This window comes from Nannocystis punicea (genome assembly GCF_026965555.1).
In the GTDB taxonomy this organism is placed as follows: domain Bacteria; phylum Myxococcota_A; class Polyangia; order Nannocystales; family Nannocystaceae; genus Nannocystis; species Nannocystis punicea.
Genome location: NZ_CP114040.1, coordinates 2,236,934 through 2,259,524 on the forward strand (window position 1 = coordinate 2,236,934; position 22,591 = coordinate 2,259,524).

Below are 22,591 nucleotides of genomic sequence, written 5' to 3' on the forward strand. Positions count from 1 at the left end.
TTGGCGGTCCGCTCTCGATATCCGGGCCGGGCTTGGTGGCATGGTCCAAGAGACAGGTTGATGGCGGGCGGCGCCGCGTCTCCGCGGTGGAGGAATTGATGTCCCAAGGGGCATGTTTCTCGGGACATCGTGACGAATGGGCAGTCCCGGTCCGAGAGCCGTCCTGTCGCTGCTGGAGGGCTGGTGATGCGCACGGTGGCTCGTCGCAAGGACGTTCGCCGTGACGCCGGCGCGGAGGTCTGGGTCGGCACGGAGAGCGCGACGCGGGACAACTTGCTCGTCTCCGGGGTTCCGTGCAAGCCTGCGGCATCGCCGTCCTCGACCAACTCGCTCACGCGCCGCCGGAGCTGGTGTGGGGGCTCGTGGCGCGCGGGATCGGGGCGGTCTACGCGATCGCGTTCGCGTCGCTGACCTTCCAGGTCGTGCCGCTCGCGGGCCGCGAGGGGGTCGCGCCGGTCGCGGAGCTGATGGCGGCGATCCGGCGCGACTTCACTGCCCCGCGCCGCTGGCTGTACTTCCCGGGGCTCTTGTGGCTGCACGCCGGCGATCGCTGGCTGCGAGCGCTCCCCTGGCTCGGGCTGGCGGCGGCGCTCCTGGTCGTGATCGGCGGTCCGCACACGCCGCTGGCTCTTCTGGCCTGCTGGGCGCTGTACCTGTCGCTCGATCGCGCGGTGGTGCTGGTGTACCCGTGGGACAGTCTGCTGCTCGAAGCTGGCTTTTGGGCCATGTTTCTGCCGGCGCTGGCGTGGGCGCCGGAAGCGGCGGCCGTCGGGGCGCCGACGCCGGCGCTGGCGTGGGTGTTCCGGCTGCTGCTGTTCCGGGTGATGTTCGGCTTCGGCAAGCAGAAGTTCGCCGGCTCCACGCGCGCCGACGCTGGCTTTTTAAAGGGGTTCACGATCCGGCAGCCGTTGCCGACGCCGATCGGGTGGCTGGCCCACCGCGCGCCGATGGCGGTCCACAAGGCGGCGCTGGCGGCGATGTTCGTGATCGAGGTGGTGCTGCCGCTTGCGATCTTCGTACCCGGGCCGGCCAGCGTGGTGTTCGCGCTGGCGACCGCGGGGCTGATGCTGGCGATCGCGGCCACCGGCAACTACGGGTTCTTCAATCTGCTGACGATCGCGCTGTGCGGGGTGTGCTTCGACAGCGCGACCGCCCAGGCGCCGCTCGAGCTGTTCGCGCCGTCGCTGCCGGCGACGACTCTGGCGCTGCAGGGGCTGATCGTGCTGCACACCGTGGGGGCGGTGCTGTGCCTGCCGCTCAACACCTGGGCGTCGTTCACCTGGACGCTGTGGCCGTGGTGGGAGCGCGCGCTGCCGGGAGCTTTGCGCTGGCCGATCGCGGTGTTCCGCGCGCTGCAGCCGTTGCGGTGGTTGCACGCGTACGGGGTGTTCCCGCCGCGCTCGGCGCCGGCGATCAAGATGAGCCCGGCCCTCGAGGTGACGTGGGACGAGGTCGAGTGGCACACGCTGACGCCGCGGTGGTGGCCGACGCTCGAGCGCTCGCCGCCGCGGTGGGTGGCGCCGCATCACCCGCGCTTCGACCACGCGATCGTGTACGAGGCGACGGGCTTCCACGAGGCGAGCGTGCTGCGCAACCTGACGGGTCGCTGGGATCCGTACGGCCACGCGCGCTGCTCGGGGGCGGGGCGGTTGATGCAGCGGGTGTTGACGGGGACGCTGCGCTCGCCGCTGTTCTTCGGCGACTCGCTGCCGGCGACGCGCGAGGCCCCGCGAGCGGCACGTGTCCGAATGTACATGTTGGAGCCGACGACGCCGGTCGAGCGGGGCGCGACCGGGGCGTGGTGGCGGCGCGCGCTGGTCGGGCCGCACCTGCCGCGGGCGCGCGCAGGCGACGACTGGCTCGACGGTCGGCCGCCGCCGCCGGAGCTGTGGTCGCCGGAGGATTGGTGGTGGATCCGCCGCTCGCGTCTGGGGCCGCTGCTGCGCCGCGCGGCGGCCGGCGAGGACCCGCACGCCCTCGTGTGCGCGCAGGCGCCGGAGCTGACTGCGGCCGACGTGCGCGCGCTGTGGGACGAGTTCGTGCCGATGTTCGCGGCGAGCGATCGCGGCGACTGGTCGCGCCTCCCCGAGCTGGTGGCGCAGGTGCGCGCGCGCTGGAGCGGGGCGCAGATCGATCGCTTCGAGCGGCTGCTCGGGCGCTACGCGCTGATGGGGATGGCGCGTTGCGAGCGGCTGTTCGTGGCCGGCGGTCTGCGGGCGATCCTCGGCCTGCGACCGGCGCCGCTCGACGTCGAGACGCACCTGCACCTGAACCTGCTGGTGCGGCACGTGATCGGCGAGGGGCGGGCGGCGTACGAGGCGATGATGCGGCGGCCCGAGGCGGCGGCGGAGTGGCTGTCGCGGATGAACCTGCGCTCGGGCTGGTTCTTCGAGGCGGTGCTGCGACCGGAGCGGCTGGCCCATCAGGCGCAGAAGTTCCGGATGCTGGCGAGCCAGGTCGACGTGCGCGGCTGGCCGCGCCCGAGCCCGCGGGCAGAGCGGTTGGCTGCGTGGGGGGCGGGGCGAGTGCGGCGATTGTGGGGGGCGTTCGCGATGATCGAGTTCCTGCGCGGCGAGTTTTTGGGTGAAGTGTGGGCCGAGACGCCGGAGCGATGGCCGCGCTTCGAGCTGTGCGCCGACCTGTCGCTGCGGGTGCTCGACGAGCCGCGGGAGGCGTGAGCGCGCCGGCAGGCGAAGCGGAAGAGGACGGTCCCGCGACGCGAGGGTCGACGCTCTCGACGCTGGTCAAGTCGCGGAAGGCGGCGCGCGCTTGCGAGGCCACGACGCACTGCAGCAGCGCGTCGGTAACCGTGAAGGCGCGCGTGCTCGAGGGTGCCGACGATCGGCACCGCCAGCATGCCGTTCTGTACGTCGAGGATCGGCGCCGGAAGCTGGTGGATCTCGTGGCGCTGCGGCTGCGCGACGCGAAGGGCCAGGCGGAGCATGACGGCCAGCGCGGCGACGGTCGAGGAGGCGATACGGGCGTACCCAGCGGTGCTGATGGGGCGTGACGACGCGCGGGGCCCCGGTGGCGCGCGGACTCGGAGTCTGGCGCGAAGGACAGGCGGAGCATGACGGCCAGCGTGGCGACGAGTGATTCCTCGTAGACGGTGAGTGGATCCGCCCGCCGCGACGCGGTCCATAGGGCTCGACTGAAGCGGCCGCGCACAGGCTCAGGCCCAGATTCGGGCCCGGGCAGGCCGTCCCCGACCAGCACGCTCTCCGGCCGTTCCCGCGACTTCCGTGGGAAATGGCCGCGGTGCAACGGGCCCCGCCGCCGCACCGCCTCCGCGCCGACCGGCAGTCACGCACGCGGAAGACCGTGGGGGCGGTCCGGGCTGGTCGCTTGCTCGCCGGCCTCGACGCCGTTCGAGTTGGGAGTGACAGCAAGTGCGCCGCGGCTTGATCCGTGAAGGAAGCCTGGCGAAGGAGGAAGCAAGGAAGCGACACGGCGTAGATCGTCCCGTGGCGGTCGGTCGCCGCCGAGGGGTTGTTCGCCGCGGCCCCGGCCTCGCTGACCTCGAGCGGCGTCGACGCTCGGGGCCCCGGCGGTCCTCGGCTGGTCAATCTTGCCGGACGACAGAGCTCAAGGTCTCGACCCGCGATGGAGTTACGACCCAGTCCTCCTCGGTGATCGCCCAACGCTCGTGATCTCGCCATTCGCCGGCGATGAAGAGGTAACGCGGCGAGAAGCCCTCCTTCGTGAAGCCGAGCCGGTGGACGAGGGCGATCGAGCGCACGTTTCCGGGTTGGATGTTCGCCTCGAGACGGTGCAGGCCGAGCTCGCCGAAGGCGCGGTCGATGACGAGCCGCAGGCCCTCCGCCATGTGGCCGCGTCCCTCGCCCCCGGTGAACGCGTAGTACCCGAGGTGACCCGAACGGAACGCGCCCTTGACGATGTTGTTGATGTTGACGACTCCGACCAGACGCCCCTCGGTCCGGAGGAAAAAGCCGGCGTGGGCCGGCTCGCGGAGACGCTCGAGATAAGCAGCGAACGCGGCGGGCGAGGTGGGCGGGGAGACCCAACCCTCCTGGAGCTCACGGCTGGCGGCGACGGCGTCGAGGTACTCCGACGCGTCGCCCTCGGACGGGGCGTGGAGGCTGACGTGAGGACCGCTGGCGAGGGGTCGGGGCATGGAGAGCATGGTGCCGCGTCGGACTGCGGGCGTCACCACGCCTCAAGGCAAATGAGACATGCTGTGAGAGGCGCGATACGGGCGCATCCAGCGAATGCTCGTGGGGCGCGACGAGGCGCGTGGCGACGGTGGATGCGCGAGGCGAACGTGTCGCGCGAAGGCGGTGGCGAAGGGCCTAGGTGGCGACGGGCGGATGCGATGCTCGCGGGCCTGTGGAGGACCGGCGAGACGCTCGCGTAGCGAGCGGCCTGTCGCGCGATCGCTCGGACGCGCGCGTGCTCGAGGGCGAGACGCGGGCTACCATGCGCGACATGGACAAGTTCGTGGTCATCTTCCAGGCTCCCGTCCCCGTCGGTCACCGCGTCGAGCTCGTGTGGTACGAGATCGAAGTGTCCGGGCTGTTCGGCGCGAGCCGCAAGCCGCGGCCGCACGAGCCGGTCGTCACCGACCTCGACACCGGCGTCGTGTACGTGTCCGATCGCGTGCTCGAGACCCCCGGCATGAAGGCGCCGGACGAGCCGCTCGCGGTCAGCGACGGCCTCGCTCGCGTGGCCAAGCCGGTGCGGCGCGTGCGGGGGATCGTCCGCGCCTGCCGCGTGGTCACGATCCGCAGCTTCTCGGATATCGACGTCCAGACCGAGCTGACGATCGCGCCCGAAGGTTGAGCCGGAGACCCTCGCCGCGCAGCGGGCGGTGAAGGGTCGTTTAGAACATGTCCTGGGGGACATGCGGTCGGGCGGCGCGCCCGCCGGGTTCGCGCACGACTGCCAGGAAGGATGGCGGTTGTCTGCCGGCGGCGGCGAATGTAAGCAGTGCGTAAGGGTCCAGCTCGATGTCGACACGTAACATGACGTGGGGCTCGAGGTGGAGCTCGCAGGATGAATGCTGATGCGTGCTGTCGACAATGTTTGGATGATTGTTGCCCTGTCACTCTGCTGCGCCTGCGATGACGCCGACGATCGGCGAGGTGACGTCGCCCTGGCGGCGGCTGTTCCCGGGGAGAACGACGCCTGCGTGGACGACGACGACCCCGCCTGCGCCGGGCGCGAGATGCTGGGAGCGGTCGGTGTGGCCCGCCGCTGCGGGACGCACCCGAGCCCCGCGGAGGTCGAGGCGATGGAGCTCGACTTCGCCGGTCGGAGGGCTCGCGCCGAGCAAATCTCGTTCGCGCCGCGCGTGATCCCGACGTACGTCCACGTGATCACCGACAGCGCCGGCAACGGCGGGACCGCGGTCGATCGCATCGACGCGCAGATCGACGTCCTCAACGCGGCCTACGTGAAGGCCGGCATCACGTTCGCGCTCGCCGGGGTCGACGTGACGGTGAACGAGGCCTGGTACGGGATGGGGTACCTGTCCGACGCGGAGAGCGAGGCCAAGGCGGCGCTGCGGATCGGCGGGCCGGGCGACCTCAACCTCTACGTCGCCAGCCTCGGCGACGGCCTGCTCGGCTGGGCGACGTTCCCGTCCTCTTACAGCAAGCGCCCGCAGGCCGACGGGGTCGTGATCCTGAACGAGAGCATGCCCGGCGGCTCCGCGGCGCCCTACGACCTCGGGGACACTGCGATCCACGAGGTCGGCCACTGGGTCGGGCTGTTCCACACCTTCGAGGGCGGTTGCGGCGGCGACTTCGACGACGGAGGCGACCGCGTCGCCGACACCCCGTGCGAGGCAGGGCCCGCGTTCGGCTGCCCCGTCGGCCGCGACTCCTGCCCGGAGCTGCCGGGCGAGGACCCGATCTTCAACTACATGGATTACACCACCGACGCGTGCATCGACTCGTTCACGCACGGGCAGGTGACGCGCATGGCCTATCAGCTGGCGGTCTACCGCGGCGTCTCGTAAGACGAGCGTGGCCGGTGTCGCCGCTTGACGCGTGAAGTACCGCGGATTCTCGCCACGCCTCGCGCGTCCGCGGTGCCGAGAGTCGATCGCCACGTCGGAGCGCTCACGCGAATGCTCGCTCCGTCGCGGAGATCGTTCGAGGGTTCGCGCGGGCTCCAGGTCTGCGCGCGCTCGCCTCTCGCCTGACGTCACCTGGCGATAGGGACAGGAGCGTCTCGCACGCGAGGACGGTGCGCCGCGCGGTGAAGACGCTGCCTCGTCCGCGCCTCGCCGCTGCCAACGCGCCCGCTTCCGCAGGCCCGGCGCTCCACGAATTCGTGCGTTCTCGGGGGGCCGCGCTGCGACGGTGTCCGCGGGCCGGACGGCGCGGGCGCCTGTCCGTCCTGCTTTTTCGCGCTGGCCTCGCGGTGTAGAGTCCCGGCGATGGGGGCGGACGACAGGTCGCGCGAAGAGCTCGCTCGCGAGGTGGAGGCGCTTCGGCGGCAGGTCGAGGCGCTGACGGTCGCGGCGCGCAGGTACCACGCGATCGTCGGCAACACTGCGTTGAGCGTGCAGGTCTGCGACGCGGGCGGGCGAGTCGTCGAGGTCAACAAGGGCTTCGAGAAGCTGTGGAAGTTGAGCCTCGAGGTCGTGCGCGACCACGTCATCCTGGAGGACATGCAGCTCGAGCCGTCCGGGAGCCTGCGCGGGGTCCGGCACGCCTACGCGACCGGCGAGGCGACCAGGCTGCCGGCGATCCGCTACGACCCGAAACACACCGAGGGGGTGTCCCAGGGGTCGGCCGGGTGGGTGGCGTCCTCGATCTACCCGGTGAAGAACGAGGCGGGCGAGCTGCTCGAGGCGGTGGTGATGCACTACGAGATCGGCGAGCTCGCGCGCAGCGAGGAGGAGCTGCGGGCCCAGAACGAGGCGCTCGAGGCGGCGGTCGCGGCGAGGACGGCCGAGCTGTCGGCGCACCTGCGGCTGCTCCGCGAGCAACAGCAGTCGATCCGCGAGCTGTCGACGCCCGTGATCCGGCTGTGGGAGGGGATCCTGGCGCTGCCGCTGATCGGGATGATCGACGCGGAGCGAGCGGCGCAGATCATGGAGAACCTGCTGTCGGCGATCGTGCAGCAGCGGGCGTCGCAGGTGATCCTCGACGTGACGGGCGTGCCCGTGATCGACGCGGACGTGGCCTCGCACCTGTTCAAGAGCGTGGGCGCGGCGGGGCTGCTCGGGGTGCACTGCATCGTGGTGGGGATCTCGCCGAAGATGGCGCAGACTCTGGTCGACCTGGACGTCGACTTCGCTCGCGTCACCACGGCGCCGAGCCTGCAAGAGGGGCTGCGGCAGGCGCTCACGCGGCGAGTCGAGCGATCGCCGAGGCACGGGGTGAAGGCGCAGGGCTGACGGCGGGCGTCGCTTCGACGAGGCGCATAGCGAGCGATGGGCGTGGCGCTGACGGACGCGACGTCTTCGTCGCGGACGTGCCCCGCGAGCGATGGACAAGGCGCTGGTGTCGGCGGTGAGGCGACGGACGCGTCGTCTTCGTCGACGAGGCGCGTCGCGAGCGATGGATGGGGCGCTGGTACTCGGCGCAGCGATCGGCGGTGACGCGACGAGCGTGACGACGCCGGCGAATGGACTCCGCGCTGCGTGGCAGGTCAGGCGCGGGCGATGACGAGGTGGAAGCAGGCGCCGCCGCCGGGGCGCTCGCTGACCCAGGCGCGGCCGCCGTGGGCCTCCGCGACCTCGCGGACGATGGCGAGGCCGAGGCCGGCGCCGTCGATGCCGCGCTGGAGGCGGCGGAACGGGGCGAAGATCGTCTCGCGGTGCTCGAGCGGGACGCCGGGGCCGCGGTCCTCGACGAGGAGCTCGAGCGCGGTCTCGCCGTCGCGCACCGTGAGGTCGACGGCGCTGCCGACGGGGGCGAACTTGATGGCGTTGGCCAGCAGGTTGTCGACGGCCTGGCGCAGGGGGCCCGGGTTGGCGCGGATCGGGGCGGCCTCGGGGGCGTGAAGGTGCAAGGAGATCGAGCGCCGCTCGGCGACGAGGTGGTGGCTGGCGATGGCGTCGCGCACGCTGGCGACGGCGTCGAGCGGGACGCGCTCCCACTCCGACCGGCGCAGGCTGGCCATCGCCAGCAGCTTGCTGGCGAGCTCGCCGAGGCGGTCGACCTCGGTGCGCACGCGCGTGAGGGCGTCGACGAGCTGATCGGGCGAGCGCTCGCGCCGGAGGGTGACGTCGATCTCCATGCGCATGGCCGTCAACGGGGTCCGCAGCTCGTGAGCGGCGTCGGCGACCAGGCGGTGCTGCAGCTCGGAGGCGGTGCGCAGCTTGTCGGTGGCGTCGGCGATGGCGTGGCGCAGGCTGGCGATCACGTCGGTGCCGGGATCGGCGGGCGGCAAGGTCGAGAAGTCGCCGTCTTGCAGGCGCTGCATGTGCGCGTGCAATTGTTGCACGCGCTGCACGAGGCCGCGGGCGTGGGCGACCTGCAGCAGGAGCATCAGCAGGGTGACCGCCGCGCCGATCAGGGCGGCGGCGCGGGCGTAGGCGGCCAGGGCGGCGTCGTTGGAGGCGAGCGAGACGGCCAGCCACAGCGCGTGCGGCTCGCCGCGCGGCGAGTCGATGGCGAGGGAGAGCTCGCGGATCCGCTCGCCGCCGGGGAGCACGCGCGTCTGCAGGGCCGGGGCGCGGGCGACGTCGGCGGCGGTGAGCCGCTCCGGCGCGACCGTGTCGGCGGGGTAGGCGAGCAGGCGCGCGCCGTCGGGGCCGTAGAGCGCGCCCTGGTGGTGCAGCCGCTGCAGGTCGGCGACCAGGGCGGAGTCGCCGAAGTGGAGGTGGGCGTCCTGACCTGGCCGATCGAACAGGCTGACGGACTCGCTGGCGGCCTGCAGGGTGAGGCCGCGGTCGACCGACTCGAGCAAGAGGTGGTCGAGGACGAGGCCGATGAGGAACAGCGCCAGGGCGATCAGGGCGGCCGGGATGACGGCGCCGAACAGGAGCAGCCGGCGGTGCAGGGTCATCGGCGGAGGGCTCCGACCCGGGCGGCGACGACGCGGCGGGGCGCGCCGGAGGTGCGGGCGAGGGCCCGGAATGCCCGAGAGGACATGCTCATAAGAGAATGTTCGAACGGGCATGGCCGATCAGGCATGTCGATATGGACATGTCCGGCGGGACCGCATCGACGTGTCATCGCTCGCCTCCGGGGAGCAGGCGGAAGCCGACGCCGCGCTGGGCGCGGATGACGGGGGCGTCGTCGCCGAGCTGGGCCAGCTTGGCGCGCAGGTAGCCGACGTAGACGTCGAGGACGTTGGGCTCGCCGTCGAAGTTGGGGCCCCACACCGCGGCGAGCAGCTCGCTGCGGGTGAGGACCTCGCCGACGCGGCGGAACAGCAGGTTGCAGAGGGCGAACTCGCGGGCGGTGAGGGCGACCTCGTGGGCGCCGCGGACGAGGGCGCGCTGGCGGGTGTCGAGGCCGACGTCGCCGGCGCGGAGGTGGACGACGTCGCCGCCGCGCCGGCGGGCGAGCACCTCGATGCGGGCCAGCAGCTCGCTGAAGTCGAACGGCTTGACGAGGTAGTCGTCGGCGCCGGTGCGCAGGCCGAGGACGCGCTCGCCGACGCTGCCGCGGGCGGTCAGCATGAGCACGGGGGTGTCGACGCCGCGGGCCCGCCAGGCGCGCAGCAGCGACAGGCCGTCGCCGTCGGGCAGCATCCAGTCGAGCAGGACGACGTCGTAGGCGATCGTCTGCGCCTGGCCGAGGGCGTCGGCGCTGGTGGTGCAGGCGTCGACGAGGTGGCCCTCCTCGCCGAGGCCGCGCTGCAGCAGCAGCAGCAGCCGCTCGTCGTCCTCGACCACGAGGATCCTCATGAGGGGCGGCTCCTGCCGGCGAAGAACGGGTAGAGCGCGGGGAGGATGACGAGGGTCAGCAGGGTCGAGGAGACCAGGCCGCCGACGACCACAGTGGCGAGCGGGCGCTGGACCTCGGCGCCGGTGCCGGTGGCGAGCATCATCGGCACGAAGCCGAGCGCGGCCACCGAGGCGGTCATCAGCACCGGGCGCATGCGCGACTCGGCGGCCGCGAAGGCGGCCCGGCGCGGGTCGTGACCCTGCGCGAGGAGCTGGTCGATCTGCGCCAGCAGCACCACGCCGTTGAGCACGGCGATCCCGCTGAGGGCGATGAAGCCGATCGCGGCGGACAGCGACAGGGGGAGGCCGCGCAAGGTCAGGGCCAGGATGCCACCGACGCAGGCGAACGGCACGTGGGTGAAGATCAGGGCGGCGGGGCGCAGGCGGCGGAAGGCGAGCAAGAGGACGGCGAAGATCGCGGCGACGACCACGGGGATGACCCAGGCCAGGCGGGCGCGGGCCTCGGCCAGCGACTCGTACTGGCCGCCCCACACCGACCGGGTGCCGCGGGGCAGCGGGACGCGCGCGGCGAGCTCGGCCTTGAGCGCCTCGACGACGTCGCCGAGCGCGGCGCCGCGGACGTTGAAGCCGACGACGATCCGCCGCTGGGCGTCGTCGTGGTTGACGAGGCTGGCGGCCGGGTGCTGCTCGACGGTGGCGAGGTGCTCGAGCTCGATGAGGGCGCCGTCGGCCGTCGGCACCGGCACGCGCGCGAGCAGGCTGGCCGGCGGCGGCTCGCCCAGGCGCACGCGCACCGGCAGGCGCAGCGGGCCGACGTAGGTGTAGCCGGCGGTGACGCCGGTGCGGATCGCCTGGACCACGCGCAGGACGTCGGCGGCGACCATGCCGTGGCTGCCGGCGGCGAGCATGCGCGGGCGGACCTCGGCGACCGCGACGTCGGGCGGGGCCATGATGCGGACGTCGACCGCGCCGTGCTGTTCGGCGATGACTTCGGCTGTCTGTTCGGCCAGGTCGCGCAGCTGCGCGAGGTCGTCGCCGAAGATGCTGAGGGACACGTCGGTGACCGCGCCGCCGAGCAGCTCGTTGAAGCGCATCTGGATCGGCTGGGTGAAGACGACGACGTCGGCGGGGGCCCTGGCGGCCAGGAGGGCGCCTAACTCTTGCACGAGGCCGTCCTTGTCGAGGCCGTCGCGCCACTGGGACCTCGGCGCGAGCTCGACGAACACGTCGGCCTGCTCGATGCCCATGATGTCGGTGGCGACCGCGGGCGAGCCGATCCGCGCGACCACTGCGCGGACCTCGGGGACCTCGCCGAGCAGGACCTGCTCCATCGCGGTGGCCTCGCGCACGGCCGAGTCGAGCGAGATGTTGGGCGCGCGCTCGGTCTGGATCACGAGGTCGCCCTCGTCGAGCTGGGGGACGAAGGCGGCGCCGGTGCGGCTGAACAGCCAGCCGCCGAGGACCAGGCAGGCGAGGGCGAAGGCGGCGACGAGGAGCGGGGCGCGGGTGGCCGCGCGCAGGACCGGGTGGTAGGCGCGCTCGGCCAGGCGGACGACCAACGGTTCGCGGGCCGGGACGTCGCGCGGGCGCAGGACCGCGGCCGCGGCCGCGGGGACGAAGGTGAGGGCGAGGATCAGGGCGGCGAGCAGGGCCATGATCACCGCCGCGGCCATCGGCCGGAACATCTTGCCGTCGACGCCGGTGAGGCTGACGATCGGGACGTAGACCAGCAGGATGACGAGGACCGAGAAGAACACCGGGCGGGCGACGCCGCGGGTCCACTCGGCGACCTTGGTCGGCGTGAGCGCGGCGCCGACGGCCCCGCAGAAGACGGCCTCGACCATGACGACCGCGCCGTCGACCAGCAGGCCGAAGTCGATCGCGCCGAGGCTCATGAGGTTGCCGGGGATGTCGAGCAGCGCCATGCCGGCCAGCGCGAACACCATCGACAGCGGGATCACCAGCGCGACCAGCAGACCGGCGCGGAAGCTGCCGAGCATGGCGAACAGGACGACGACGACCAAGAGGCCGCCCTCGAGCAGGTTCCTGGCGACGGTCGCGAGGGTGGCGCCGACCAGCTTGGAGCGGTCGTAGACGAGGTCGACGGTCACGTCCTCGGGCAGGGCGGCGTCGACGTCGACCATGCGCGCGTGCAGCCGCTCCATCACCTGCAGGGCGTTGGCGCCGCGCAGCATCTGGACCATGACGTAGACGGTCTCGCCCTCGCCGTTGGAGGTGGCGGCGCCGATCCGCGGCAGGCTGCCCCAGCGGACGTCGGCGACGTCGGCGATCCGCAGGCCGGGCTCGCCGCTGACCGCGGGCCGCACGAGGGCGCTGCCGAGCTCCTGCGGGGTGGTCGGGCGCGAGATGCCGCGGAGCAGGACCTGAGATGTCCCATCGGCCAGGTTGGCCCCGGCGGCGGTGCCGGTGGCGGCGACCACCGCGGCCTCGAGCTGGCCGAGAGTGAGGCGCCAGCGGGCCATGGCGTCGGGCTTGCCGACGACGTCGAGGGTGCGCCGCTCGCCGCCCCAGGTGTTGACCTCGACGACGCCGTCGACGGCGCGCAGCAGGGGGACGAGGCGCAGCTCGACGAGCTCGAGCAGCTCGGCCGGGGTGCGCTCGGGCGAGCGGATCGTGAAGTGGAAGATCTCGCCGAGGCCGCCGGTCAGCGGGCCGAGCTCCGGCGCGTCGATGCCGTCGGGCAGGCGATCGCCGACCAGCGCCAGCCGCTCCTGCACCATCTGGCGGGCGAGGAAGGGGCTCACGTCGTCGCCGAACACCGCGGTGATCGAGGAGATGCCGTAGCGCGAGACGCTGCGCTGCTTGACCATGCCGGGGATGCCGCCGAGGCCGATCTCGATCGGTCGGGTCACCAGGCGCTCGACCTCCTCGGGGGTGAGGCCGCTGGCGCGCGTGAGCACGAGGACCTGGTTGGTGGTGACGTCGGGCAGGGCGTCGAAGCGCAGGCGCGCGGCGACGAACGCGGCCAGGATGGTGGCGACGAGGGTGACGAGGAGGACCGCGCGCCGACGGACCACCGAGGCGTGGACCAGGGCCTCGATCACGCGCCGGCCCCCGCGCTGGCCCGCTGGTGGGCGAGGGCGTCCTCGGCGACGCGGTCGCCCTCGACCAGCTGCGACGGATCGGTCGGGCGCACCAACGCCGAGGCGCCGGAGGCCATGAGCAGCTCGACGGGCACGGCGGTGATCGTGCCGTCGCGCCGGCGGTGGACGATCAAGACGTCGCCCTCGCGCTGCAGCGCGCCGGCGGGGACCTGGACGACGCCGGGCTCGTCGCTGACGGCCTCGACGGTGCCGCGCAGGCCGGGCGCGGCGAGGCGCTCGCCCTCGGCCGCGAACCACATGACGACCGCGCCGTCGTCGGCCTCGACGGTGCGCGCGAGTGGCTCGGGCTTCAGCGGCCACACGCTGCCGTCGACGGCGTGGAAGCGCATGGTGGTGCGCGCGGGCGGGGCGTGGAGGAAGCGGGCCTCGACGCGCGGGACGCCCTCGCCGACGATGACCGCGATCGGCAGGGCTCCGCCCTCGATGACCTCGCCGAGGCGGCCGTGCAGCTCGCGGACGACGCCGTCGATGTCGCTGGTCAGGGTGACCTCGGGCTCGTGCAGGAGGTCGCGCGAGCGGGCGGGGTCGATGCCGGCGGCGCGCAAGGTGGCGGCGGCGGTGAGCGCCTGCTGCTCGACCTCGGCGGCGCGGGTGGCGACCTCGAAGACGTCGCGCTCGGAGACGAGGCCCTCGTCGCGCATGCGCCCGAGCTTGTCGCGCCGCGCGGTCTGGGCGGCGCTGCGCAGCTGGGCCCCGCGGTAGTCGGCGGCGGCGACCACGACCTCGGGCATGACGACGTCGACGACCGGCTGGCCGACGCGCACGCGGTCGCCTGCCTGCACGTGGAAGCGGGCGATCCGGGCGCGGTAGAGCGGCCGGATCACGCCCTGGCGATCGCCGGGCAGCACCACCCGCGCGGCGGCCTGCAGGAGCGAGACGTCGCGCGGGGCGGTGACCTCGACCCACGCGCTGGCGGTGCTGGCGGGCTGACGATTGAGCTGTCTTTCAGGGCATGTCTGTTCGGACATGCACGAGGTCAGCAGGGCGAGGCAGCCGGTCGCGAGCGCTCGGCGGAGCATGCCCGATCGGGTAGCGCGGGGGCGCCGGCCGAAATTGAGACGATCCTGAGAAACTTCTCAGGCGCGGCGCTCGCGGCGGGGCCTCGGCTGCTTCTCGCTGGCGCGGCGCTCGACGCAGGCCTCCTGGGCGCACTCGACGGCGGGCCCGGCGAGGGTCTCCTCGGCCTCCTGGAGGGCCTCGAGGATCCGGCACTCGGACACGCGACCGCCGCCGCGGCACGAGTCTGCCAGCCGCTGCAGCGCGCTGCGCAGCTTCTGCAGGCCCTCGATCTTGTGGTCGAGGTCGTGGAGGTGGTCGCGGACCAGCCGGTCGACGCGGGCGCACGGGCGCAGGCGGTCGCCGGCGAGCGACAGCAGCTCGCGCACGGCCTCGAGGCTGAGGCCGAGCTCGCGGCTGCGGCGGATGAAGTTGAGGCGGCGGACGTGCTCCGGTCGGTAGACGCGGTAACCACCGGAGGTGCGGGCCGGCTGCGGCAACAGCTCGATGCGCTCGTAGTAGCGGATCGTCTCGGCGCCGACGCCCGTGGCCTGCCCGAGCGCGCCGATGGTCATCTGCTCGTCGTCTCGCGTCACCGCCCGAGCTTGCTCCGCGGCCGCCCGCCTGTCACCACGCAAGGCCCACGTGCGTCACCTCGCACCCCGCGGCCCGCCGGGCTCGCTTGACCCTGTAGTCGCTACAAGGTCTAGCCTCCTCGCCGAACCCATGAGCGAAGCGCGCGCGAATTGTCGTCCCCACGCGGCCGCCCGCGGGTGTTGACCGAGGTTTGATGTTTCTGTCGTCCGCGCTGCTCTCCGCCGTCCTGCTGGCCGCGCCGCCGCCGTCGCCGGCGAGCTGCCAGGGCCCGCTCGGGCGCGCGGCGGTGGTCGCCTGCGCGCTGGCGGAGCACCCCAGCGTCCGCGCCGCGGAGGCCGGACGCGAGGCGGCGCAGGGGCGCAAGCTCGGGGCCCGCACGCTGCTGCCGAGCAACCCGCAGGTCGAGGTGACCGCGGCCCGCCGCGTCGGCCTGTGGACCGGCGACCGCGACATCAACGTGTACGGACGAGTGTCGCAGGAGCTCGAGATCGCGGGCCAGCGGCGCAAGCGGATGGCGCTGGCCGACGCCGAGGTGGCGCAGGCGGAGCGGCTGGTCGAGCTGAGCCGCCGTGACGTCGCGGCGGCGGCGTTGAGCGCCTACTACGAGTGGATCGCGGCGCGCGAGCAGCGGGCGATGATCGAGCGCATCGCCAGGACCGCGGACACTCTGGTCGACCTGGCCCGCACGAGCGAGCGCACCGGCCTCGGCTCGGGCCTCAACGCCGACGTGGTGGTGGCGACGTCGGTCCGCGTGCGCCGGCAGCAGATCGAGGCGGAGCGGCGGATCGCGGCCGCGCGGGCGGTCCTGGCAGGATTGCTCGGGCGCGACGGGGCGGGGCTCGAGGTGGCGGGCGAGCTGACGCCGCTGGCGCTGCCGGACGACCTGGCGCGGCTGCTGGCGACCGCGCTGACGCGGCGGGCGGAGATCGAGCTGGCGAAGGCGGAGCGCGAGGTGTTCGTGCGCCAGATCGAGGTGTACCGCCGGCTGCGCGCGCCGAACCCGAGCGTGGTGCTGTACGCCCAGCGCGACGGGTTCGCCGAGCAGGTGCTGGGCGGCGGCCTGGCGTTCCCGATCGTGCTGCCCGCCCCGCTCGGGCGCACGTACAAGGGCGAGATCGCCGAGAGCAAGGCGCTGGTCCGCCGCGCCGAGGCGGAGGTCGAGCGCTGGCGCCGGGTGGTGCAGGCGGAGGTCGAGGTGGCGCTGCGCGAGGTCGAGGCGCGCAAGGCGGAGCTCGAGCTGTTCGAGGCCGAGCGGCTGCAGCGCGCCGAGGGCCACCTCGAGGCGCTGGCGCAGGAGATGGCCACGGGGCGGGTGTCGATCCGCGACGCGGTGGTGCTGCAGCAGACGCTGCTCGAGTACCTCGCGGCCCACATCGAGGCCCGGCGGGCGCTGGCGCTCGGCTCGGTCGAGCTGGCGCGGGTGATCGGGCTGCTGCCCGAGGGAGCGCAGCCATGAGGAAGGCGCTGTTACTGGCACTCTCGCTGATCGGCTGCGGGGCGAAGCCGGCCGGGGGCGACGCGCACGAGCACGGCGAGGGCGAGCACGGCGAGGGCGAGCACGGCGAGCACGGCGAGGGCCACGAGCACGACGAGCTGCCGCGCCGCGTGGCGCTGACGGAGCAGGTGATCGCGGAGGCGCAGATCCAGACCGAGCCGGTGCAGCGGCAGGTGGTCGCGCCGGTGCTGTTCGCGACCGGGCACGTGGAGGCCGATCCCGGCCGCATGGCGCAGGTCCCGGCCAAGGTCGGCGGGATCGTCGAGGAGGTGCTGTTCCGCGAGGGCGACCCGGTGAAGGAGGGCCAGGTGCTGGCGACGGTGCGCGCGCCGAGCCTCGGCAGCCTGCGCGCCGACCTGGCGTCGCTGCAGGCGCGGACGGCGTCGGCCCGCTCGAACCTGACGCGCCTGGAGGCGCTGGCCGAGCGCAACATGGCGTCGCAGCAGGAGCTGGCGGCCGCGCGCGCCGAGGCGACGGCGCTCGAGGCCGAGGCGCAGGCGGCCAAACAACGGCTGCAGGCGCTCGGCCTGGGGGCGAAGGGCAACGCGACGGTGTTCTCGCTGCGCGCGCCGATCTCCGGCCACGTCATGCAGCGCAACGTGGTGCCTGGCCAGCCGGTGACGCCCGAGCAGACGCTGGCGACGATCGTCAACCTCGACCGCGCGTGGTTCATCGCCCGCCTGTTCGAGCACCTGCTGGCGAAGATCCGCGTCGGCGCGGCGGTCGAGGTCGAGCTCAACGCGTTCCCCGACCACCCCTTCCACGGGGCGATCGAGTTCATCGCGCCGAAGGTCGACGCCGAGGCGCAGACGGTGGTGGCGAGGATCCCGATCGACAACCGCGAGGACATCCTGCGCATCGGCCTGTTCGGCAAGGCGCGGATCGCCGTCAGCGACCCGCGCGCGGCGCCGGAGCCGGTGCTGGCGGTCCCGCGCGACGCGATCATCGAGGTCGCCGGCAAGACGGTGGTGTTCGTGCGCGGCGAGGACGGGGTGTTCGAGCTGCACGAGGTGGTGCTCGGGACGGCGGGCCCGGGGGTGGTGGAGATCCTTCAAGGCCTCCGCGAGGGCGAGCCGGTGGTGACGCGCGGGGCGTGGACGCTCAAGAGCGTGCTGCTCAAGGGCACCTTCGGCGAGGACCACGGGCACTAAACCATGCACGCGCTGACCGTGATCGTCGCGTGGTCGCTGCGCAACCGGGCGCTGGTGCTGGTGGCGACGCTGCTGTTCGTCGCCGTCGGCGTGCGCGCGGCGCTGCAGCTGCCGATCGACGCGGTGCCCGACGTGACCAACGTGCAGGTGCAGGTGATCACCGCCGCGCCGGCGCTGTCGCCGGTCGAGGTCGAGCAGTACATCAGCATCCCGGTCGAGCGGGCGATGTCGGGCCTGCCGAAGGTGACGCAGATCCGCTCGGTGTCGAAGTACGGGCTCAGCGTGGTGACGGTGGTGTTCAAGGACGGCACCGACATCTACTTCGCGCGCCAGCTGATCAACGAGCGCATGCGCCAGGCGTCCGAGGCGGTGCCGGCGAACTACGGGACGCCGGAGATGGGGCCGATCTCGACCGGGCTGGGGGAGATCTACCAGTTCACGCTGCGCAGCGAGACGCACTCGCTGATGGAGCTCGAGGAGCTGCTCGACTGGTACGTCGGGCCGCAGCTGCGCACCGTGCCCGGGGTGGTCGAGACCAACAGCTTCGGCGGCGAGAACCGCGAGTACCAGGTGGTGCTGAGCCCGGAGCGGCTGCAGGCGCTGCGCCTGTCGATCGGCGAGGTCGCCGAGGCGCTCGGGCAGTCGAACGCCAACGCCGGCGGCGGCTACATCGAGCGCAACCAGGAGCAGGTGGTGATCGGCTCCAACGGCCTGGTCCGCAGCCGCGAAGACCTCGAGCGCGTGGTCCTCGGCGCGACCCCGCAGGGCGTGCCGATCACCGTGAGCTCGGTCGGCGAGGTCCGCTTCGGGCCCAAGCTCCGCCGCGGCGCGGCGACCAAGGACGGCGAGGGCGAGGTCGTGGTCGGCGTGACGCTGATGCTGATGGGCGAGAACTCGCGCACCGTCACGCAGGGCATCAAGGAGAAGCTGGCCGCGCTGGCGCCGACCCTGCCCGAGGGCGTCCGCGTCGAGCCGTTCTACGACCGCACTCAATTGGTGGACCGCACGATCCGCACCGTCGCCACCAACCTCGCCGAGGGCGCGGCGCTGGTGATCCTGGTGCTGCTCCTGCTGCTCGGCGACCTGCGCGCCGGCCTGGTGGTGGCGACGACGATCCCGCTGTCGATGCTGTTCGCGGTCATCGTGATGAACTCGGCCGGGCTGTCGGGCAACTTGATGAGCCTCGGCGCGATCGACTTCGGCCTCATCGTCGACGGCGCGGTGATCGTGGTCGAGAACGCGGCCCGCCGCCTCGGCGAGGCCAGCCGCCGCGCGGGCGCGCAGCTGTCCACGGAGGCGCGGATCGGGGTGATCCAGGAGTCGACGCTCGAGGTCCGCGGGGCGGCGGTGTTCGGCGAGATCATCATCGCCATCGTCTACCTGCCGATCCTCGCGCTCACCGGGATGGAGGGGAAGCTGTTCCACCCGATGGCCTACACGGTGCTGCTGGCGCTGGCGGGGGCGTTCATCTTCTCGTTGACGCTGGTGCCGGTGCTGACGAGCTACCTCGTGCAGCCGCACCCCGACGCGCGCGAGACGTTCCTGCTGCGCGCGGTCCACAAGCTGTACACGCCGGTGCTGCACGCGGCGCTGCGCTGGCGCTGGCTGACGATGACGGTCGGAGTGGCGGCGCTGGCGGCCGGGGTGGCGGTGTTCGGCCGCCTGGGGGCGCAGTTCGTGCCGCAGCTCGACGAGGGCGACCTGCTGATCGAGGCGCGGCGCATGCCGGGCACGGCGCTGTCGACGTCGGTGGCGACGAGCCAGCGGATCGAGCGGGCGCTGCGCGAGATCCCGGAGATCGTGCACGTGGTCTCGCGGACAGGTTCGCCGGAGATCGCCACGGACCCGATGGGGGTCGAGCAGTCCGACGTGTACGTGCAGCTCAAGGACCGCGACGCGTGGCGGCCGGGGCTGACGAAGGACGACATCGCCGCGGAGATGTCGGAGCTGGTCGAGCAGGTGGTGCCGGAGGTGGCGGGGGCGATCTCGCAGCCGATCCAGATGCGCACCAACGAATTGGTGGCAGGCATCCGCTCGGACGTCGGGGTGGTGATCTACGGGCCGGACCTCGAGATGCTGCGGACGCTCGGCCAGGCGGCGCTCGACAACGTGAAGGGCGTGCCGGGGGTGGTCGACGCGCGCGTCGAGCAGCTGCAAGGGCTGCAGTACCTGCGCATCGACCCCGACCGCACCAAGCTGGCGCGCTACGGGCTGACGATCGCCGACATCAACATCACGACCGAGGCGATCGCGGTCGGGCACAAGGTCGGCGAGGTGCTCGAGGGCGAGCGCAGGTTCGACATGATGGTGAAGTTCGACCGGCCGATCACCGGCGGCGACCTCGACTCGCTGTCGGCGATCCCGCTGCGCGCCAACACCGGGCAGATCGTGCCGCTCGGCGACGTGGCGACGCTGCAGCGGGTGACGGGGCCGGTGCTGGTCAACCGCGACAAGCAGTCGCGGCGCGTGATCGTCGAGTTCAACGTGCGCGGCCGCGACCTGGTGTCGACGGTGGCCGACGCGCAGGCGGCGATCGCCGCCGCGGTGACGCTGCCGGTCGGCTACCGCGTGGAGTACGGCGGGACGTTCGAGCACTACGTGGCCGCCCGGGACCGCCTGGCAGTGGTGGTGCCGCTGGCCCTGGCGCTGATCGTGTTCATGCTGTGGACGGCGCTGTCGTCGATGCGCTCGGCATCGATCATCTTCCTCGGGGTGCCGTTCGCGGTGGTCGGCGGGGTGGTGGCGCTGTGGCTGCGCGACCTGCCGTTCTCGATCTCCGCCGGCGTCGGCTTCATCGCCCTGTTCGGCGTGGCGGTCCTCAACGGCCTGGTCCTGGTGACCTTCGCCCAGCGCCTGCAAGCCGACGGCGCCGGCCACGTCGCCGCCATCACCCAGGCGGCCGAGCTGCGGCTGCGTCCGGTGCTGACGACGGCGCTGGTGGCGGCGCTGGGCTTCGTGCCGATGGCGCTGTCGACCGCGCCCGGGAGCGAGGTCCAGCGGCCGCTGGCGACGGTGGTGATCGGGGGCCTGGTGTCGGCGACGCTGCTGACCCTGCTGGTGCTGCCGGCGGTGTACGCCCGCTTCGGCCCGCGCGTGCGCGCGTCGTGACGAACTTCGCTTGACCCTGTAGCGGCTGCAGGGTTCACATTGGCGGGCGAGGAATTCGTATGCGCCTCGAACTCGTCGCCCTGCTCCTGCTCCTCGGCTTCTACACCGTGGCCTTCGGCCTGCGCACGTACCGGCACCTGCGCGAGACCGGGTCGACGGGCTTTCACGGGCTGTCCGGAAGGCCAGGTTCGGCGGAGTGGTGGGGCGGGGCGCTGTTCGTGATCGGGGTGGTGCTCAGCCTGCTGGCGCCGCTCGCCGGGCTGCTCGGGTGGGTGGCGTCGCCGCAGATCGGGCCGGCGCAGTTCGTCCTCGGCGGGGCGGCGGTGCTGCTCGGGATCGCGGCGACCTACGCGGCCCAGACCGCCATGGGCCGCTCGTGGCGGATCGGGGTGCGCAGCGACGAGCGGACCGAGCTGGTGACCGCAGGGCCGTTCGCCATGGTCCGCAACCCGATCTTCTCGTGCATGCTGTTCACCGCGGCGGCGATGGTGGTGCTGCTGCCCAACGCGGTGGCCATGGCGGCGTTCGCGTGCCTGCTGCTCGCCGTCGAGCTGCAGGTGCGCGTGGTCGAGGAGCCGCACCTGCTGCGCGTGCACGGCAGCAAGTACCGCAGCTACGCGGCCCGCGTGGGGCGCTTCGTGCCAGGGTTCGGGCTGCTGCGCGGGTGATACTCGCGCAGAGCCGCCCGTAAGCGGAATTTGTACTTAAGGACATGTCTTTATCGACATGCGGATTCCGGTCGACCGGATTGAAAGACATGTCTCTAAAGACATGTCTTGGAGTCGTCCGCGAGGCCGCGAGCACGGGCTCGGAGGTGAGGCGGGCGATGGGCATGGGCTCGAGTTCCGGCGGACGTCCGATCGGCCGCGTTGACGTCGCGCGTGCGGGCGGGGATCCTGCAAACCCATGGTGACATCGGCCGGCTCCTGGACCCCTCGTGCGTGTCTCCTGGCGATCGCGTGTCTGGGGTCACTCGGCTGCAGAGCGGCGAACAGCGAAGACGGGGCGCTGTACCTCAGCCTGCGGCCGCTGTTCTACTCCGAGGTGCACGAGCCCTCCGGTCTGCGCGCGCTGCAGGGCTCGCGGGCCTGCTTCGAGATCCGCTCCCATGCCGAGCCCGGCGATGAGACGCTGCAGGTGGAGGACCTCGGCGGGTGCTACGAGATGGCGATGGCCGGCGAGCCGATCGCCCCCGGCGGCTGCGTGGTCCTCGACCAGCTCGGCGCGGTGCAGGTCGACGCCACGTACCTCGGGGATTGTCTCTTCGAGGGGGAGCGCGAGCTCGCGAGCGATCGCTTTCGCATCGAGGTGGTGCCCGTGGACGGGCTGCGCGCGGGGCTGCAGTGGCACATGGAAGAGTGGGCGGAGCAATGGCTGGAGCGGCTGTCGACGCCCCCGGCCGACCTGATCCCCGCTGTCGACGAGCCGCTGCGGCTGGTGCCCGACGTCGAGGTCGGGTTCCCGATCCACCTGCTCGACCCGGCGGGCCGGCGGGTCGCCTGGGACCTGTCGCAGGGCCGCGTGCTGGAGGCGAAGGACGGCGGAGCGCCGCGGCAACTGGTGCCGGTCGAGGACACGGCGGAGTTTTGGCCGGTGCGCGTCGGCGCCGGGGAGCGGAGTACGCTGACGCTCGAGGTCGGGGGGGCGGTGCTGCCGGTGGCGGAGGTGGTGGCGACTCCGGTCGAGGAGGCGGCGTCGATCGAGATCGTCGCCGGCTACTTCGGCGAGCCGCTCGCGGCCCGGGCGGTGGTGCGCGACGGCGAGGGACGGGTGATCGTCGGCGCGCCGGTGGAGTGGAGCCTGGTCGAGGGCGAGCTCGCGCTCGAGCCGTTCGCGGGGTTCGTGCCGCCGGAGTACACGATGATCGAGGACGCGTGCGTGCCGCCGCCGAGCGCGCCGGAGAGCCGGCGCGCGGTGCTGCGGGCGCGGCTCGGGGCGCTGAGCGACGAGCTCGAGCTCGAGTGGACGGCGACGCCGCCGGAGACGACCCGCGACGAGCCGTTCAAGCCCGATCCGGCGTGCCAGCGCGGCATGGGGCCGGCAGAGGACGATGGACCAGGGGCCGGCGACGAGGGGCCCGGGGACCGCGGCTGCAGCTGCGCGACCGGGCCGGACGCCGGGCGCGACGGCTGGGCGTGGCTGGGCGGGATGGTGTTGTTGCTCGGCGGGCGCCGCCGGCGGGCACATCTCGAGTCGACTGCGAGTGTCTCATCGGACATGTCGAATCAGACATGTCCAATGAGGTGAAAGCAGAGCGGTAGAGCGATGTCCCGTTGGACATGTTCAA

Annotated in this window: 16 protein-coding genes; 10 read left to right on the plus strand and 6 right to left on the minus strand. The window is 72.8% G+C overall.

The genetic code is table 11. From position 1 onward, the window contains the following. Window positions 1–293: 293 nt before the first annotated feature. Together O0S08_RS08620 and O0S08_RS08625 are read left to right on the plus strand one after the other, a co-directional pair. Window positions 294–2,678, plus strand: coding sequence for a lipase maturation factor family protein (locus tag O0S08_RS08620; RefSeq protein WP_269038554.1), 2,385 nt, complete (start codon window positions 294–296; stop codon window positions 2,676–2,678). After that, complete coding sequence (locus O0S08_RS08625; protein WP_269038555.1) at window positions 2,675–3,010, plus strand: hypothetical protein; 336 nt, start codon at window positions 2,675–2,677, stop codon at window positions 3,008–3,010. Before O0S08_RS08620 ends, O0S08_RS08625 begins: the two co-directional genes overlap by 4 nt. 552 nt (window positions 3,011–3,562) lie before the next feature. Here the strand turns inward: O0S08_RS08625 and O0S08_RS08630 are convergent. Beyond that, a complete protein-coding gene (locus O0S08_RS08630) occupies window positions 3,563–4,135 on the minus strand; it encodes a GNAT family N-acetyltransferase (RefSeq protein ID WP_269038556.1) in 573 nt (190 codons plus the stop codon). 311 nt (window positions 4,136–4,446) lie between these two features. Between O0S08_RS08630 and O0S08_RS08635 the strand changes: the two genes are divergently transcribed. The 3 genes from O0S08_RS08635 (at window position 4,447) to O0S08_RS08645 (ending at window position 7,369) form a co-directional block, all read left to right on the plus strand. After that, window positions 4,447–4,800 (plus strand): hypothetical protein, encoded by a 354-nt coding sequence (locus O0S08_RS08635; protein ID WP_269038557.1) that lies wholly within the window; start codon window positions 4,447–4,449, stop codon window positions 4,798–4,800. A 247-nt stretch (window positions 4,801–5,047) separates the two neighbouring features. After that, window positions 5,048–5,980 carry a zinc metalloprotease gene (locus O0S08_RS08640; protein ID WP_269038558.1) on the plus strand — a complete coding sequence of 311 codons (933 nt, stop codon included), beginning with the start codon at window positions 5,048–5,050 and terminating at the stop codon, window positions 5,978–5,980. Window positions 5,981–6,403: 423 nt separating this feature from the next. Beyond that, window positions 6,404–7,369, plus strand: a complete 966-nt coding sequence (locus O0S08_RS08645) for an STAS domain-containing protein (RefSeq protein ID WP_269038559.1) — start codon at window positions 6,404–6,406, stop codon at window positions 7,367–7,369. A 254-nt stretch (window positions 7,370–7,623) separates the two neighbouring features. On the opposite strand, the gene O0S08_RS08650 is transcribed toward O0S08_RS08645, so the two are convergent. The 5 genes from O0S08_RS08650 to O0S08_RS08670 all read right to left on the minus strand — a co-directional run bounded on the left by O0S08_RS08650 (window position 7,624) and on the right by O0S08_RS08670 (window position 14,549). Next, entirely contained in the window at window positions 7,624–8,985 is a 1,362-nt protein-coding gene (locus tag O0S08_RS08650) for a sensor histidine kinase (RefSeq protein ID WP_269038560.1), read from the minus strand. 166 nt (window positions 8,986–9,151) lie between these two features. After that, window positions 9,152–9,832: a response regulator transcription factor gene (locus O0S08_RS08655; RefSeq protein ID WP_269038561.1), complete on the minus strand. Its 681-nt coding sequence runs from the start codon at window positions 9,830–9,832 to the stop codon at window positions 9,152–9,154. Further along, on the minus strand, window positions 9,829–12,897 hold the full coding sequence (locus O0S08_RS08660) for an efflux RND transporter permease subunit (protein WP_269038562.1): 3,069 nt from the start codon (window positions 12,895–12,897) through the stop codon (window positions 9,829–9,831). Before O0S08_RS08660 ends, O0S08_RS08655 begins: the two co-directional genes overlap by 4 nt. Beyond that, window positions 12,894–13,976 carry an efflux RND transporter periplasmic adaptor subunit gene (locus O0S08_RS08665; protein ID WP_269038563.1) on the minus strand — a complete coding sequence of 361 codons (1,083 nt, stop codon included), beginning with the start codon at window positions 13,974–13,976 and terminating at the stop codon, window positions 12,894–12,896. Before O0S08_RS08665 ends, O0S08_RS08660 begins: the two co-directional genes overlap by 4 nt. Before the next feature lie 57 nt (window positions 13,977–14,033). Then, entirely contained in the window at window positions 14,034–14,549 is a 516-nt protein-coding gene (locus tag O0S08_RS08670; protein WP_269038564.1) for a MerR family transcriptional regulator, read from the minus strand. A 194-nt stretch (window positions 14,550–14,743) separates the two neighbouring features. On the opposite strand from O0S08_RS08670, the gene O0S08_RS08675 reads away from it, so the two are divergent. The 5 genes from O0S08_RS08675 (at window position 14,744) to O0S08_RS08695 (ending at window position 22,551) form a co-directional block, all read left to right on the plus strand. After that, the gene (locus tag O0S08_RS08675; RefSeq protein ID WP_269038565.1) at window positions 14,744–16,006 is read left to right on the plus strand and encodes a TolC family protein; all 1,263 of its coding nucleotides are present in this window, start codon (window positions 14,744–14,746) and stop codon (window positions 16,004–16,006) included. Further along, the gene (locus O0S08_RS08680) at window positions 16,003–17,196 is read left to right on the plus strand and encodes an efflux RND transporter periplasmic adaptor subunit (protein ID WP_269038566.1); all 1,194 of its coding nucleotides are present in this window, start codon (window positions 16,003–16,005) and stop codon (window positions 17,194–17,196) included. Before O0S08_RS08675 ends, O0S08_RS08680 begins: the two co-directional genes overlap by 4 nt. A gap of 3 nt (window positions 17,197–17,199) precedes the next feature. Next, window positions 17,200–20,304, plus strand: a complete 3,105-nt coding sequence (locus tag O0S08_RS08685) for an efflux RND transporter permease subunit (protein WP_269038567.1) — start codon at window positions 17,200–17,202, stop codon at window positions 20,302–20,304. Between the two features lie 59 nt (window positions 20,305–20,363). Continuing rightward, window positions 20,364–20,972 (plus strand): methyltransferase family protein, encoded by a 609-nt coding sequence (locus O0S08_RS08690; RefSeq protein WP_269038568.1) that lies wholly within the window; start codon window positions 20,364–20,366, stop codon window positions 20,970–20,972. 238 nt (window positions 20,973–21,210) lie between these two features. Continuing rightward, complete coding sequence (locus tag O0S08_RS08695) at window positions 21,211–22,551, plus strand: MYXO-CTERM sorting domain-containing protein (RefSeq protein ID WP_269038569.1); 1,341 nt, start codon at window positions 21,211–21,213, stop codon at window positions 22,549–22,551. Window positions 22,552–22,591 lie beyond the last annotated feature (40 nt).